Raw genomic sequence first — 16,377 nt, forward strand, 5'->3', positions numbered from 1 at the left:
TATTGTAAGATTCTGAAACAAGTTCAGAATGACAAATAAACGATGTTTAGTTGTAAACTTCTTTAATAAAATCTTCGTAAGAAACTTCTTTTGTTTTAAAGTTGATATTTTCTTTAAAGAAAGTCAACATTTTTTGACTAATCAATTGCGATTGCAATTTTTGAGCTTCTTCTTGGTTTTGTAAAATTCTACCCGCAATATTGTTTAACTCTTCTTCTTCTGGATTCATATTACCAAACTGTGCCATTTGTGTTCTAATAAATCCTTTAGCGTACTCTACCAATTCTTGATAATCGATTTTAATATCGTTATCTTTCATAAGCTTACCTTCAATTAATTGGTAACGTAGCCCTTTTTCAGATTTTTCGTATTCAGCAATAGCTTCATCAGCAGTTAATTCTTTTTCTCCTGCAGTTTGCAACCATTTTTTTAGAAACTCAGCTGGTAAATCGAACTTGGTATTTTCTATTAAATACTCTTGTACAGCATTTAATAATTGTTGATCTCCTTGTTGTTGAAATTGCTTTTCTGCATCTTCCTTAATTTTTTCTCTTAATTCAGTTACCGTAGAAACGCTTCCGTCAGCAAATAATTTGTCGAATAATTCTTGATCTAATTCGGCTGGTTCAGTTTTGGTAATTTCTTCTACAGTTAAGGTTACAGTAACATCTAAATCGTGAATATCATCATGAGAAACCCCTAAAATGTGTTGTAATTTATGATCGTCTTCGAATAACTTCTTCGTTTCTAATTCAATTACATCACCTACTTTAGCACCAATTACTTTCTTTTCGTTCTTCTTCCCTTTTAAGTCGTTTACTAAAAAAGTAGATTTTTTATTGATTTCTTTTTCTTCATTTACAAAGGTACCTGTAACATTAGCATGTTCAGTAGCTTCATCTAAAGCGCTCATTTTTCCATAACGCGTTTGAATGTTCTTTACCTCTTCATCAATCAACTCCTCTGTTGCAACAATATTATATTGTTTAATTTTGTTTTTTTCAGATAAATCGATTTCAAATTCTGGAGCTAAACCCAATTCAAACTCAAAAGAAAAAGTTTCAGCATCCCAATTAAAATCGTCTTGAATTCTAGGTAATGGATTACCTAAAATATCTAACTTCTCTTCGGTTATAAATTTATTTAAAGAATCTTGTAAAAGCTTATTCACTTCATCAATCATAACAGATTTACCATATTGCTTTTTAACCATACCCATTGGTACGTGTCCTTTTCTAAATCCAGGAATATCTGCTTTTTTACGGTAATCTGTTAATACTACTGTTACTTTTGCTTGATAGTCTTCAGCAACAATATCAACTTTTACAACTGCATTTAATGCGTCTACGTTTTCTTTTGTAATATTCATTTCTTATTAATATATTTCTTAAAAAATCGACTGCAAAATTAATCAATTTAATTGATTTACCAAGTCTTTAAACACTTCTATTTCAGTATTTTTCGTTTCATTTTAAAAATTGTATAACAAATTAAAAACTAAAACTATAGCAGTGATTTGAGTATAAATAAAAAAAATACTTAATTTTGCACAACTCAAATTCTCTACCATGAGAATTTTTAAACAACCAAACAAAATGCAGTATAAAAGAATTCTTTTAAAATTAAGTGGTGAAGCCTTAATGGGTGACAGACAGTATGGTATTGATCCTAAACGTTTAGCAGAATATGCTAAAGAAATTAAACAAGTTGTAGATTTAGGTATCGAAGTTGCCATAGTTATAGGTGGTGGAAACATCTTTAGAGGAGTTGCTGGTGCTAGTAATGGTATGGATAGAGTGCAAGGAGATCACATGGGAATGTTAGCAACCTGTATTAATGGTTTGGCTTTACAAAGTGCTTTAGAAGATGAAGACATACATACTCGTTTACAAACCGCTTTAGAAATTAAAGAGGTTGCAGAACCATATATTAAAAGAAAAGCAATTCGCCATTTAGAAAAAGGACGTGTTGTAATTTTTGGAGCAGGTACTGGAAACCCTTATTTTACGACAGATACAGCAGCTGTTTTAAGAGCTATTGAAATTCAAGCAGATGCTATTCTAAAAGGCACAAGAGTTGATGGTGTATATAATACAGACCCAGAAAAAGACAAAAACGCAGTTAAGTTTGATACGATAACTTTTAAAGATGTTATTGAGAAAGGCTTAAAAGTAATGGATATGACTGCATTTACGTTAAGCGAAGAAAATAAATTACCGATTATTATTTTTGATATGAATAAAATTGGCAACCTTATAAAACTGGTTTCAGGAGAAAAAATTGGTACTGTAGTTGATGTTTTATAAATAAATTTTTAAATTTAGAAAGATGAACGAAGAAGTTGAATTTGTTTTAGATACAGCTAAAGAAGCTATGAATGGTGCTATTGCTCATTTAGAAAAAGAATTAAAATCTATTAGAGCTGGTAAAGCCACACCTGCAATGTTAAGCACAGTAATGGTTGATTATTATGGCTCTCAAACGCCATTAGCACAAGTTGCCAATGTAAATACACCAGATGCAAGAACGCTAAGCATTCAGCCTTGGGAAAAAAATATGCTTCAAGAAATTGAAAAAGCTATTCAAATTGCGAATTTAGGTTTTAACCCTATGAATAATGGTGATGTTATTATGATTAACGTACCACCTTTAACCGAAGAGCGCAGAAAAAATTTAGCAAAGCAAGCAAAGGCTGAAGCAGAAGAGGCTAAAGTTGGGGTGAGAAACGATCGTAAAGAAGCCAATAATGAATTAAAGAAATTAGATATTTCTGAAGATATGCTAAAAATAGCAGAAAGCGAAGTACAAAAGTTAACGGATACTTTTACAAAACTCATTGATGATAAATTAGCCGTTAAAGAGAAAGAAATTCTTACCATCTAATTATAATTTACTATAAGAGGTGTTTTAACACCTCTTTTTTTTACTGCCTATTTCAAATTACGTACCTTTGCGCAAATTTTTTTGAATGAATTTCTGGACAAAAGTCGCAGGTATTATTTTAAGAAACCGCTTCTTGGTTTTATTAGGTATTGCCATCATTACAGGTTTGTTAGCTTCGCAAATGCAGTATATGAAGTTTTCTTATACAGAGGCAAATCTACTTCCAGAAAATCACGAAGCCAATTTAGAATACAATAAATTTTTAGAAGTTTTTGGTGAAGAAGGCAATCTTGTGATTCTAGGCATTAAAGATTCTACAGTATTTACACCACAAAAATTTAACGCTTGGAACAATTTGGTAAATCAGTTTGATGATTTAGAAGAAATTGATTTTACCATTTCTATTGCAGATGTGCAACAATTAAAGGCAGATAGGAAAAAAAGAAAATTTGTATTAGAACCTTTATACAAAAACAATCCTGAAACAAGTGATGATGTTTTAGCCATCAAAAAACAACTTTTTGAAAAACTTCCTTTTTACGATAACCTACTTTTTAATAAAGAAACAGGAACGTTACAGACTGCTATTTACATCAAAAAAGAGATTATAAACACTCCTATTCGTAGGGATTTTATTTTTAATACGCTAATTCCGATTATAGAACAATTTGAGAAAGATAACAATCTAGATGTTAGAGTTTCTGGAATGCCTTATATTAGAACACTTAATGCTCAAAACATTCAAAACGAAATTGGAATTTTTGTAGGTGGCGCCTTATTAATTACTGCAGTTATTTTCTTTTTATTCTTTAGGTCTTTTAGAGCTACATTTATCACACTTTTAGTGGTAATGATTGGGGTTACTTGGGCCTTTGGTTTTATTGGTTGGTTTCGATATGAAATTACAGTATTATCTGCCTTAATACCTCCTTTAATTATTGTAATTGGTGTACCTAATGCCGTTTTTCTTATCAACAAATACCAACAAGAAATTAAAAAACATGGTCAGCAAGCTAAGGCTTTACAACGTGTAATTTCTAAAATTGGTAATGCTACATTAATGACCAATATTACAACAGCTTCTGGTTTTGCAACCTTTGTTTTTGTAAAGAGTAATTTATTGAGAGAATTCGGAATTTTAGCTTCTGTAAACATCATTAGTATTTTTATCCTGGCACTGTTAATTATTCCTATAATTTACAGTTTTATGCCATTGCCTAAAAAGAAACATTTGAATCATTTAGAAAGAAAATGGATTGAAAATGTGGTAGATTGGATGGAAAAAACGGTTAGAGATCAACGAATTACTATCTACTTTGCAACTGTTATTATTATTGTTTTAGGTATTATTGGAGTTTATAAAATTAGAGTTTCTGGTACGCTTATAGAAGATATGCCTAAAAGTATGGGCTTTTATAAAGATATTAAATTCTTTGAAAAAGAATTTGGAGGCATTATGCCTTTAGAAATTTTTATTGATACCAAAAAAGAAAAAGGAGTCATGAAATTATCTACCTTAAAAAAGATGGATAAAATTAATGAAACCATTGAATCTTTCCCGGAATTATCTAAACCTGTATCTGTTGTAAACTTAGTAAAATACTCCAAACAAGCTTATTATAAAGGCAACCCAAAATACTATCAACTTCCCTCAACTCAAGAGCAAAGCTATATTTTTGCGTATACAAAAAACACCAATAGCGATGCTGGTATGCTTAAAAACTTTGTAGATTCTACAGGACGTTATGCAAGGATCACCACCTTTATGAAAGACATTGGTACCGATAAAATGGAAGTAATTCAAGAACGATTACAATCTGTAATTGCAAAAGAATTTCCTGCAGAAAAATTTGATATTTCTATAACTGGTAAAGCTTTGGTATTTATTAAAGGTACTAATTACCTAATTACCAATTTGGTGATATCATTATCGCTCGCTATTGTATTAATTGCCTTATTTATGGCGTGGATGTTTAGGTCTCCACAAATGATTATCATTTCTTTATTACCAAATATCCTTCCTTTGTTAATTACGGCTAGTTTAATGGGCTTTTTTGATATCCCAATAAAGCCTTCTACAATTTTAGTGTTTAGTATTGCTTTTGGCATTTCTGTAGATGATACCATACACTTTTTAGCAAAATATAGGCAAGAATTGATTGCCAACAAATGGAAAATAAAGCCTTCTGTATATGGTGCTTTGCGAGAAACTGGCATTAGTATGTTTTACACTTCCATTGTACTATTCTTTGGTTTTTTAACTTTTACACTCTCTAGTTTTGGAGGTACAATAGCTTTAGGTGGCTTAGTATCCATAACATTATTATTAGCTATGGTTTCTAACTTACTGCTCTTACCTTCTTTACTATTGACTTTCGAGAAGAAAATTGCGAATAAAAAAGTATTTAAAGAACCTAAAATTAAAATTATACCTCCAAACGAAGAAAAATAGAGCATTAAAAAACCTTTATCAAATAATATCTGATAAAGGTTTCTAAACAATTTTAATTGGGGGAGGATTGAATTTTAGCAATTCAAATTCTTTTTCACAGCAAATTTTTTGAATTCCTTTTCATAGCAACTTTAAGTTAAAAACATTCTTTTTCAATAGTTATACAAATTTATAACACAATTTAGTATAAATCAACTGTGTTATTACGCAGTTTTTATTATAATTGTATTATGAAAGAGAGGTTTGGAAAATACACTAGAGATCGGATATCAAATATTCCTTTTGATATTAATGACCCCACTTATCAAGAATATAAGGAAAAAGTTCCTCAATTTATTGGGCAAGCAGTTTACATTTACTCTTTTGAAAAAAACAGAATGGTATTTGCCAATGGTTGGGAAGAATTATTAGGTTATAAAGATGAAGAAATTACACTCTTAAAAATAGTAAGTTGTACATCTAAAAGACATTTTAATTTTTCTAATGAACTTAATGACAAAGGTTTACAATTCTTAAAAAATAAAAAGAAAGATTTAGAAAAATATAGCTTCACTATAGAAGTTGAAAAAATTCATAAGAATGGTTCTGTTGTACCACTATTATCTAGGGTAGGTATTTACAAATCTTACAAAGGCAATATTTTAGAAATTATTGGAATTTCTGAGAGAATTCATTCAAAAAGATTGGGAAATATTATGCAATATGCAGCATACGGACCTGAGAAATCGGGTTTTGAAGACACCTTAAACACACAATTATTTAATGAATTAGGAATTTCTAGAAAAGAAAAAGAAGCTTTAGAATTAGCTGCTAAAGGATATGCATTTAAAGAAATTGCAGATAAACTATGTGTAAGTCAATCTGCTATTGAAAAAAGGATAATACCTATGTATAAACGTTTTAATGTAAAGAGTTTACCTCACTTAATCAGTTTTGCTTACGATAATCATATTTTATAGGTATTTAGCAATCTGATAAATTAATTGTAAAAATTTTACTTTCTACTACACCAATCTCCATTACTAAATCTTTCCAATAATCTTGACTATTACTCACTAAAGCAGGCTTACTCCCTAACACCCAAATTACATTTTTAGCACTTAAGGTTTCTCTATTTTTTTGGTTTTTGGGTTGTAAAGCATCTATAAAACTTAACATTTTTTTTGGCGAAATCAACTCATCTTCAATAGGTTTACTAGGGTTTATATCATCTATTAATAAATAATCAGCAGTTCTCCAGTTCCAGATTTCTTGGTCATTTATTTTGCCCTCGTCAAAAAAAGAATTAAACATTTTAATTCCGTTTTTATATAAACAAGAATTGTTTTTGATACTGAGTTCGTTTAAAATACCAACTCCTAAACTTGTTTTACCTGTGCCATAATCACCATAAATTAGTAAATGATTCCCATCTGTTGATTCAGATTTTTTATATTTTTCTACAATATCAATATGTTTTTGATTGATTTTTAAATTCCACTGACTCAACCTAAATTGAAATGGATATTTAGCATTTGACTGATACATTTTCGTTAAAAACCAATATCGTGATGCAAATATCAAATAAACGCCTAACACAGAAAGAACAATAACTGTGGTTTCATTATTGTTTTTTGTGGCTATCAGGCTGAATAAAAATGCACCCAAAGCAAAAAAACATACGTCAGTAAAGGTATCAAAAGTAATATTTAGCCATTTTGGCTTAAAGGCATAGCTAGGTTTTTTGTAAATTAATGGCACTAAGAAATTAAGTATTTCAAACCCTAACCAAAATAAAGAAACCATAACTGCAGAAGCTAAAGCGTTGTTTTTAGATAAATAACAAACTAAAAAAGAGGGTATAAAACCTAAAGAAATATGTCCAAACTGATTTGCCATCCAGGCATAAGTTAGGGTTATACCTCTATGTGAATCTTTACCTATTAAATCTGCTTTAAGCTGCTGTAAAACTTTTTTAAATGTAATTGTATTTTTCATAGCAATGTAATTATTCTCAAATATAAATTATTCTACCCAATTTTAAAATCGGTACGAAATCCTTTCTTAACTTTCCATCAAAAAAAGTATCTTTACGTTTTAGTAAATTTTAGAGAAAAAATCAATCAAAGATTATATAACATGATAGAGAAAAATGTTGCAGAAATTTTAAATTCTAATGCACTTTTACAAGAAATAGAGCTAAAAGGTTGGGTAAGAACTTTTAGAAGTAATCGTTTTATTGCTTTAAATGATGGTTCTACTATTAAAAATATACAATGTGTTATCGATTTTGAAAAAACAGACGAAAACACCCTAAAAAGAATAACAACTGGTGCAGCCATAGCTATAAAAGGAACACTAGTTGAAAGTCAAGGAAAGGGACAAAACATTGAAGTTCAAGTTACTGAAATAACTATTTTAGGAGATTCAAATCCAGAAGAATACCCTATTCAACCCAAAAAACATAGTTTCGAGTTTTTGCGAGAAAATGCACATTTACGAATGCGAACCAATACCTTTAGTGCTGTAATGCGTGTACGCTCTAAACTATCTTTTGCGGTTCATAAATATTTTCAAGAAAATGGTTTCAACTATGTAAATACACCTATAATCACAGGTTCTGATGCAGAAGGTGCAGGAGAAATGTTTAGAGTTACCAATTTTGAAGACAATAAAGCACCTGTTACAGAGGATGGTAAAATTGATTATTCTAAAGATTTCTTTGGCAAAGAAACCAACTTAACCGTTTCTGGCCAGTTAGAAGCTGAAACTTTTGCAATGTCTTTAGGTAAAGCATACACTTTTGGACCAACGTTTAGAGCCGAAAACTCAAATACAACTCGTCATTTAGCAGAATTTTGGATGATTGAACCAGAAGTTGCTTTTATGGATTTGGCAGGAAATATGGACTTAGCAGAAGATTTTATAAAATCTGTTATCAACAATATTTTAGAAAATTGTAAAGATGATTTGGCATTTTTAGACCAACGTTTAACACAAGAAGAAAAAAGCAAGCCACAAGCGCAACGTAGCGAAATGAGCTTAATTGAAAAATTAAAATTTGTCGTAGATAATAATTTTAAACGCGTTTCGTACACAGAAGCTATAGATATTTTAAGAAATTCTAAACCAAATAAAAAGAAAAAATTCCAGTTTCCTATCAATGATTGGGGAGCAGATTTACAATCTGAACACGAAAGATTTTTGGTAGAAAAACACTTTAAATGTCCAGTAATTTTATTTGATTATCCTGCAAACATCAAAGCTTTTTATATGCGTTTAAATGATGATGGAAAAACGGTAAGAGCAATGGATGTACTTTTCCCTGGAATAGGCGAAATTGTAGGAGGTTCTCAAAGAGAGGAGCGATATGAAGTTTTGGTTGAAAAAATGAAAGCATTAAACATTCCAGAAGAAGAATTATGGTGGTATTTAGATTTAAGAAAATATGGTACTGCAGTGCATTCAGGATTTGGCCTTGGTTTTGAAAGACTCGTTCAATTTGTTACTGGAATGAATAATATTAGAGATGTTATTCCTTTTCCAAGAACACCACAAAATGCGGAGTTCTAAAAAAAAGTAGCTATCTTAATTTATAAATCGTCATTCCTTAAAGAATGGCGATTTTATTTTAAGCGATTTCTTATATTTGTTTATATGCTAAAGCAAAGTTTACAATATAAATTACTTCAAAAATTATCTCCTCAACAAATACAGTTGATGAAACTAATTCAATTGCCTACTCAGGCTTTTGAAGAGCGTTTAAAGCAGGAAATTGAAGAAAACCCAGCATTAGACACTGGTAAAGATGAAACAGACTCTTTTGATGATGATTTATCGAATGAATATGATGATACAGGTACCGAAAAAATAGATGCTGAAGACATAAATATTGATGAGTATTTAAGTGATGATGAAATACCGAACTATAAAACTCAGGCAAATAATTATTCATCTGATGATGAAGAAAAAAACGTACCATATGCTGCAGGTACTAGTTTTCATCAATCTTTAAAAAATCAACTGAACACCTATAGCTTAAACGAAGAAGAACAAGCCATTGCTGAGTTTTTAGTGGGTAGTATAGATGATAGTGGTTATATACGAAGAGAAATTATTGACTTGGTTGATGATTTAGCATTTACAGCTAATATTTTTACAACAGAAGAAAAAGTAATCGCCGTATTAAAAAAAGCTGTTCACACATTAGATCCTATTGGTGTTGGTGCAAGAGACCTTAAAGAATGTTTAATTATTCAGTTAAAATCGAAACAAAATACTAAAATTAGAAGTTTAGCAATTGAAATTTTAGAAGAAGCTTTCGATCATTTTGTTAAAAAACATTACAAAAAATTATTAGAAAAATTTAGTATTTCTGAAGAGGAATTAAAAGCTGTAAATACTGAAATTTCAAAACTTAATCCAAAGCCAGGAAGCTCCTACGCTGGTAATAATAAAATAGCAGAACAAATTGTTCCCGATTTTTCTATCAAAATTATAGATGGGGAGTTAGACTTAACATTAAATTCTAGGAATGCACCAGAATTACACGTTTCGAGAGAATATAATAACATGTTAAAAGGCTATCAAGAATCTAAAACAAAAAGTAAATCTCAAAAGGATGCAGTATTTTTTATCAAACAAAAATTAGATGCTGCAAAATGGTTTATAGATGCTATTAAACAGCGTCAACAAACTCTTTTAGTAACTATGAACACGATTATGCACTATCAGTATGATTATTTTTTAACTGGTGATGAGCGTAAATTAAAACCCATGATTTTAAAAGATATTGCTGATAAAATTAACATGGATGTTTCTACAGTATCTAGAGTTGCCAATAGTAAATATGTTTCTACACCTTATGGCACAAAGTTGATTAAAGAATTTTTTTCAGAATCTATGAAAAATGATCAAGGTGAAGATGTGTCTACCAAAGAAATTAAAAAAATACTAGAAACTGTTATTGCTGAAGAAGACAAGAAAAAACCTTTAACAGATGAAAAATTATCGCAAATTTTAAAAGAAAAAGGGTATCCTATTGCCAGAAGAACTGTGGCAAAATATAGAGAACAATTAGATTTACCTGTTGCACGTTTACGCAAAGAGATTTAGTGCGATTTTATAAATTCATATCAACCATATTACACCCAATTGTTATTCCTACCATTGGCATTATGCTGTATTTTTTATTGACTACAAATCATTACTTAGGCAATCAAAAATTTATGGTTTTAAGCGTAGTGTTTATTTTTACATATTTAGTGCCCCTATTGATACTTATTCTTTTTAAAAGATTAAAAATTATTAAATCCTATAAAACAGAAAGTATTAAAGAAAGAAAATTACCAATAGCATTAATGGTTATTTTATTTTACCTGATGGGTAATACTATGAATAATGCCGTAAACTTAAGAGATATTAGTTTACTTTTTTATGCTACTTCTATAGGATTATTATTGGTTTACATTTTATTCTTTTTCAAAATTAAAGCAAGTATACATTTACTCTCTTTAGGTATTTCTGCAGGCTTTTTTATGGTTTTGGGCAACAATTATTCACAATCATATGCCTTAGTTATCATGATAATTTTTCTTTTATCAGGTGTATTAGCAAGCGCAAGGCTTCACTTAAAAGCCCATACCACAAAAGAAATATATATTGGTTTTTTTTTAGGGATGTTAACACCTATAGTTCTAAATTATATTTTATAAAATATAAAATATTAAACCAAATTTTAAAATAGAAGAGTTAATTGCTTCCCCATTAATAATTGCATCGTTAAATATTGGGGTTAAACTGTAAAAAAGATTCACATTAAATTCATCAAAACCAGCAGAAAGTGTTAACCCATATTGAAATTGGTTATAGCTACTCACATTAACATATGAAATAGTATTCAAATTTTCTTCAAACTCAAACTTATTTCTAAGGTTGTACAAAAATTTAACACCTGCATAAACACGCCAAAAATCATATTTTTTAGCGGTTGATGTTCTCCATCTTAGCTCTAAAGGCAATTCAAAATTGTGCGATTTAAAAACGTTAGATATTGAGCCTTGAACCGCACTAAAATTAGTTGAACCATTAATTTCTTCAACTTTTAATTGGTGATTAAAAAAATCGAAACCATAACCAACTCCTAAAGCTACAGCAATATTACCACGCTTATTTAGGGTAATATCTTTCATAAAACCAATTGAGAGCGCGTAAGAAAATCTACTTTTACTTATTGGCAAAGGTTGATTGTAAAGCTGGGCATAAGAAATAGAAGTATATATTTGATCTTCTGCATACTTTGTACCCAATTGTAAAGAATCTTTTTGTGCAAAAAAATTTGACACAAAGCAAATTAAGAAAACAAAGTAAACTGTTCTTTTCATTCTAAAGTTGTAAGTATTAAATATACAAAAATAAAAAAAGGTTAACTTTATCAGTTAACCTTTTTAAAATATAGTATAATGTAATTAATTCTTAGCTGGTGCTGTTGAAGAGTAATTAATTTTAAGAGCATTTACATCTCTTAATTTTAATCTTATATCAATTATAGTACCCACATTAGACTCTTTATCCGCTTTAATAGAAGTAGTCATAAAAGGATGTAAAGCCTCTGCTAACTTATCTCTTTTGCTAAAAATAAAAGCTGGCACTTGATCAGCAGTTGAAATTTTATCATTTAACTGAATTTTATTATATCCTACCCCATCTCTATTAGGATCTTTAGATTTACCTACATAGATAGTGCTCACCAAACTTTTGTCTTCTAACTTTTTAATTTCAGTTGCACTTGGTAATCTTGGGTTTTCAATTACTAAATTTGTTTCTCTCATGGTTGTAGTAACCATAAAAAAGAATAGTAACATAAAAACGATATCTGGTAAGGCTGCTGTATTTACAGCAGGTATTCCTTTTTTCTTTTTTCTAAATTTAGACATAGTTTCTTGTTTTAAATTTAATTAAGAAGTTGGCTCAGCATCAGAAATAATTTGAGGATATGCTTTTTTGATATCTTCCACTTTTAATTTCAATTGCTCAGATAGTTTCTTAGTATCTGCACTCTTCTTTGAATCTTTGTATTGTTCTTCTAATTCATCAAAAGATATGCCATAACGCTGTTTAGAGAGTCTATTTCTTAATTCACTATAAGCTCTTAAAAGCTCATTCTGAACTTGAATATATACTCCATAATCTGTACCTCTATCACTTTGAACAGAGATAATAGCTTTATTTGGGTGATCTGAAGATTTATCACTTCTTTCACCTTGGCAATAATCACATGGACTACCTGGTGTACCATCTTCGTCAGGTTTACCAATTCCACCACCATTATCAATAAATTTAAGAGCTGCCTCTTTAATATCCTTGATTTGCATTGGTTCGTTTTCAACAAGAAGTTCGTTATTTCTGTTGATATTTACCTCGAAAATATTTTTCTCTTTAATTACAGGTGGAACATAATCTGGTGGCGGCTTTTCTGATAACTTCTTAGACACCCCAGAATCTACATTCATGGTAGTAGTTACTAAGAAGAAAATTAATAACAGAAAAGCAATATCTGCCATAGAACCTGCGTTAATTTCTGGATTTTCTCTTCTTGCCATATTTTATGCTGGTTTAACTAATCCTTTTAATAAATCCCAAATAAAGAATAAGCCAGCTATTATTAACAATATGGTACTATACCATATTCCAGCTCCTACCCATCTGTTTGTAGATGAGCCCTCTTCTCCACCTGGTAAAACATTTAGTCCATTTGCATCATAAACAACTGCACTATCTGATAAGAAGTATGCAATAAATAGCAATACAGCTAAAACTGCTAAACCTCCTAAAGTTTTCTTTAAGTTCTCTGGGTTTCTAATTAAACTCCAAAGAGACAACAATATTGTAATTACAACACCCGCAATAAACAACCAAAATGAAAATGAAATAAGCGGACTAACCAAACTATTTTGCACATCAACATTGGTTTCTATTACTTCTGCATCTTCTGAAAATATTCTTATAAAAAGAATACCTCCAATAAGTGCAATTAAAGTAATTCCAATATTTAAAATTTTATTACTTTTCATATTGAATATTATTTTTTATACTTTACTAATAAGTCTACCAAAGAGATAGATGCATCTTCCATATTATTTACAATACTGTCAATTTTAGCAACAATATAATTGTAAAAAATCTGAAGAATAATAGCCACAATTAAACCAAATACGGTTGTTAATAAGGCTACTTTAATACCTCCTGCAACTACGGCTGGAGAAATATCATTTGCAACAGCAATATCATTAAATGCTCCAATCATACCAATTACAGTACCCATGAAACCAAGCATTGGCGCAAGTGCAATAAATAAAGAAATCCAAGAAACGTTTTTCTCTAATTGATAAACTTCTAATTTTCCTGCGGTTTCAATAGCTGTATTGATATCGTCTAAAGGTTTACCTATCCTAGAAATTCCTTTACCTATTAATCTTGCTGTTGGTGTGTTTTTACTTTTACAAAGTGCATCAGCAGATTCCAATTTTCCATTCGTTACAAAGTCCTTTATCTGATTCATAAAGTTCTTATCAACTTTAGATGCCGATTTTATGGCAAAAAATCGTTCAAAATAAATATATAAGGCAATAGCTAGCAATACAAAAAGTAAAGCGATAATGATTTGTCCACCTAAACCACCATCCATAATTAACTTATAGATAGAAAGTGTTTTCTCTTCTTGTACAGCTTCGTTTAACAAGTCTTTATTTTCTTGAAAAAATGTTATCATTCAATTCTCTTTTAGGTTTATATATTAACGACTGTTCTTTTTTTAAATTGTTTCAGATGTAAAGGAATCTGTAATATTATATCAAAAAAAATGCCATTCTGTAATTTAAAAAATGACATTTTCATGTTTTTTTGTATCTTAATTAAAAAAGTGTTCTTGTAATCATAAAAGTAGCTGAACCTACCACAAAACCAATTAATGCCAACCAAGATATTTTTTTAAAATACCAAAAGAAATCAATTTTCTCCATACCCATAGCTACTACACCAGCTGCTGAACCTATAATTAGCATACTACCTCCTGTACCCGCTGAAAAAGCGATAAAATGCCACAATTCATTATCTAAAGGTTCAGAAAACATTCCTAAACTTGCTGCTACTAAAGGTACATTATCGATAACTGCTGAACCAACACCTAATAACATTACTACTAAATCTGACACCCCTGCAGTACCTTCTGTGTGCATTTCTGTACCCATCATTGGTACTGTATCTTGTAAAGTTGATGCAAAATTAAATAAAATTCCTAGAGATTCTAAAGCTGCTACAGCCATTAAAATACCTAAGAAAAATAAGATACTTGGCATTTCTATTTTAGATAATGATGCATGTACAGGACTGTGATGTGCACCAGATGCATGCTCTTCTGCTTGCTCACCTTCTGCACTTGATATTGAAAATTTAGAATTGCTATAAATTTCTGCAAATGTAGCTACAATTGCTAAAGACAGCATCATACCAACATAAGGTGGTAAATGTGTTACGGTTTTAAAAATAGGTACAAACACAATAGCTCCTAAACCTAAATACAACATTCTTGCACTGTGAGGACTTTTAGGTTTATCAACTTCATCACTTTCATCAACATCTATTTGACCCTTAAAAGCAGGTAAAAAACTTGCTATAAAAGCTGGTACTGCCATACATAATAATGAAGGAATTAATAAGTACTCTACTAACTTAAGCGTGGTTACTTTGTTTCCTATCCATAGCATTGTAGTGGTTACATCTCCAATAGGTGACCATGCTCCACCAGCATTAGCAGCAATAATAATTAAACCTGCAAACCAAATTCTTTCGTCTCTATTTTTAACAATTTTTTGTAAAATTGAAATTAAAACAATCGTTGCTGTTAAGTTGTCTATAATTGCAGATAATATAAACGCTAAGATTGAAAAGATCCAAAGAATACTTTTTTTGTTTTTTGTTTTTACAAAACTTTTGATTGTTGAGAATCCATCGAAATAATCAATGATTTCTACAATGGTCATTGCCCCTAAAAGGAACACTAATATTTCTGCGGTTTTACCTAGGTGATGTAATAAAGTTTCTTCTACGATGTGCATTTTATCATCGTGCACCATTGAAGCAAAACCATCTACCAAACCATGATTTGCGGAATCAAACCAATTGGAAAAAGAATCTACCCCTAAAGCTACAATGGCCCAACAAACCGCCATCATAATTAAGGCTGGGATTAATTTATCTAATTTTAAATTATGCTCTAGGGTAATTGCTAAATAACCCATTACAAATACAATAATAATCACTGATTCCATATCTATTAATTTACTTTAAATTAGTTGTTTTAATGCTATTTCAAATGCTGTAGAACAAATGTTTGTTTTAGCAGCACTCTTTTTAAATGTTTTTTGTAATGCCTTTTTTATGATGTTTGATGTATCTTCAAATATGGCTTTATCTTGCATTGGTAAGGTTACTTTTGCCTCCATTAAATAAGCAAAAACTCTTGCAATGCCGCAATTGGAAATAAAATCGGGTAATAAACTTAAATGGCTATCTGCATACTCCATAATTGGACCAAAGAAAATTTCTTTATCTGCAAAAGGCACATTAGCACCAGGAGAAATTACCTCTAAACCTGTATCAATCATTTGTTGTACTTGCTCTTGAGAAACCAACCTTGAAGCTGCAGCCGGAACAAATATTTCTGCTGGTAATTTCCAGATTTTCGTATTAATTTCATCAAAAGGAATCATATCATCTGCTGATAATTTATTACCATTCTTTGTTAAAAATAACTGTGTCATTTCTTCTAAAGAATAACCTTTATCATTGATTAACCCCCCATCTTTATCTATAATACCTACTACCTTAGCACCTAATTTTGTAAGATAATAAGCTGCAGCAGAACCAACATTACCAAATCCTTGTACAATGGCTCTTTTGCCTTTTATTTCACCTCCATAAATATCATAATAATGCCTTACAGCTTCTGCAACTCCATAACCGGTTAACATATCTGCAATGGTATATTTTTTAGAAATATCTGG

General features: G+C 30.2%; 15 protein-coding genes and 1 pseudogene. 7 read left to right on the plus strand and 9 right to left on the minus strand.

What is annotated here, in order from left to right; genetic code table 11:
* Positions 1-46: 46 nt before the first annotated feature.
* Positions 47-1,369: a trigger factor gene (tig, locus tag ACTG3V_RS05390; protein WP_439131116.1), complete on the minus strand. Its 1,323-nt coding sequence runs from the start codon at positions 1,367-1,369 to the stop codon at positions 47-49.
* 226 nt (positions 1,370-1,595) lie between these two features.
* Between tig and pyrH the strand changes: the two genes are divergently transcribed.
* The 4 genes from pyrH to ACTG3V_RS05410 all read left to right on the plus strand — a co-directional run bounded on the left by pyrH (position 1,596) and on the right by ACTG3V_RS05410 (position 6,294).
* Positions 1,596-2,306: a UMP kinase gene (gene pyrH / locus ACTG3V_RS05395; RefSeq protein WP_439131132.1), complete on the plus strand. Its 711-nt coding sequence runs from the start codon at positions 1,596-1,598 to the stop codon at positions 2,304-2,306.
* A 22-nt stretch (positions 2,307-2,328) separates the two neighbouring features.
* Positions 2,329-2,883: a ribosome recycling factor gene (frr, locus tag ACTG3V_RS05400; protein WP_439131117.1), complete on the plus strand. Its 555-nt coding sequence runs from the start codon at positions 2,329-2,331 to the stop codon at positions 2,881-2,883.
* 85 nt (positions 2,884-2,968) lie between these two features.
* Positions 2,969-5,335 carry an efflux RND transporter permease subunit gene (locus tag ACTG3V_RS05405; RefSeq protein ID WP_439131118.1) on the plus strand — a complete coding sequence of 789 codons (2,367 nt, stop codon included), beginning with the start codon at positions 2,969-2,971 and terminating at the stop codon, positions 5,333-5,335.
* A 230-nt stretch (positions 5,336-5,565) separates the two neighbouring features.
* A complete protein-coding gene (locus tag ACTG3V_RS05410) occupies positions 5,566-6,294 on the plus strand; it encodes a LuxR C-terminal-related transcriptional regulator (RefSeq protein WP_439131119.1) in 729 nt (242 codons plus the stop codon).
* A gap of 4 nt (positions 6,295-6,298) precedes the next feature.
* Here the strand turns inward: ACTG3V_RS05410 and ACTG3V_RS05415 are convergent, their stop codons facing one another.
* On the minus strand, positions 6,299-7,312 hold the full coding sequence (locus ACTG3V_RS05415; protein WP_439131120.1) for a hypothetical protein: 1,014 nt from the start codon (positions 7,310-7,312) through the stop codon (positions 6,299-6,301).
* Positions 7,313-7,453: 141 nt separating this feature from the next.
* On the opposite strand from ACTG3V_RS05415, the gene asnS reads away from it, so the two are divergent.
* From asnS to ACTG3V_RS05430, 3 genes are all read left to right on the plus strand, one after another.
* On the plus strand, positions 7,454-8,887 hold the full coding sequence (asnS, locus tag ACTG3V_RS05420; protein ID WP_439131121.1) for an asparagine--tRNA ligase: 1,434 nt from the start codon (positions 7,454-7,456) through the stop codon (positions 8,885-8,887).
* Positions 8,888-8,971: 84 nt separating this feature from the next.
* Entirely contained in the window at positions 8,972-10,429 is a 1,458-nt protein-coding gene (gene rpoN / locus ACTG3V_RS05425) for an RNA polymerase factor sigma-54 (RefSeq protein WP_439131122.1), read from the plus strand.
* Between the two features lie 62 nt (positions 10,430-10,491).
* The gene (locus ACTG3V_RS05430; protein ID WP_439131123.1) at positions 10,492-11,028 is read left to right on the plus strand and encodes a hypothetical protein; all 537 of its coding nucleotides are present in this window, start codon (positions 10,492-10,494) and stop codon (positions 11,026-11,028) included.
* Here ACTG3V_RS05430 and ACTG3V_RS05435 read toward each other — a convergent pair.
* The 7 genes and pseudogenes from ACTG3V_RS05435 to ACTG3V_RS05465 form a co-directional block, all read right to left on the minus strand.
* Positions 11,023-11,697: a porin family protein gene (locus ACTG3V_RS05435; protein WP_439131124.1), complete on the minus strand. Its 675-nt coding sequence runs from the start codon at positions 11,695-11,697 to the stop codon at positions 11,023-11,025. The genes ACTG3V_RS05430 and ACTG3V_RS05435 overlap by 6 nt on opposite strands.
* 84 nt (positions 11,698-11,781) lie before the next feature.
* Positions 11,782-12,249 carry an ExbD/TolR family protein gene (locus tag ACTG3V_RS05440; RefSeq protein ID WP_439131125.1) on the minus strand — a complete coding sequence of 156 codons (468 nt, stop codon included), beginning with the start codon at positions 12,247-12,249 and terminating at the stop codon, positions 11,782-11,784.
* 21 nt (positions 12,250-12,270) lie between these two features.
* Complete coding sequence (locus ACTG3V_RS05445; protein ID WP_439131126.1) at positions 12,271-12,915, minus strand: ExbD/TolR family protein; 645 nt, start codon at positions 12,913-12,915, stop codon at positions 12,271-12,273.
* A gap of 3 nt (positions 12,916-12,918) precedes the next feature.
* On the minus strand, positions 12,919-13,386 hold the full coding sequence (locus ACTG3V_RS05450; RefSeq protein ID WP_439131127.1) for a hypothetical protein: 468 nt from the start codon (positions 13,384-13,386) through the stop codon (positions 12,919-12,921).
* 8 nt (positions 13,387-13,394) lie between these two features.
* Complete coding sequence (locus ACTG3V_RS05455) at positions 13,395-14,084, minus strand: MotA/TolQ/ExbB proton channel family protein (RefSeq protein ID WP_439131128.1); 690 nt, start codon at positions 14,082-14,084, stop codon at positions 13,395-13,397.
* Between the two features lie 142 nt (positions 14,085-14,226).
* Positions 14,227-15,642 (minus strand): sodium:proton antiporter NhaD, encoded by a 1,416-nt coding sequence (gene nhaD / locus ACTG3V_RS05460; protein ID WP_439131129.1) that lies wholly within the window; start codon positions 15,640-15,642, stop codon positions 14,227-14,229.
* Positions 15,643-15,657: 15 nt separating this feature from the next.
* Positions 15,658-16,377, minus strand: a pseudogene (locus tag ACTG3V_RS05465) (amino acid dehydrogenase); the annotation flags it as partial.

The sequence above is a fragment of the Polaribacter sp. genome, from assembly GCF_965660385.1.
Taxonomy (GTDB): domain Bacteria; phylum Bacteroidota; class Bacteroidia; order Flavobacteriales; family Flavobacteriaceae; genus Polaribacter.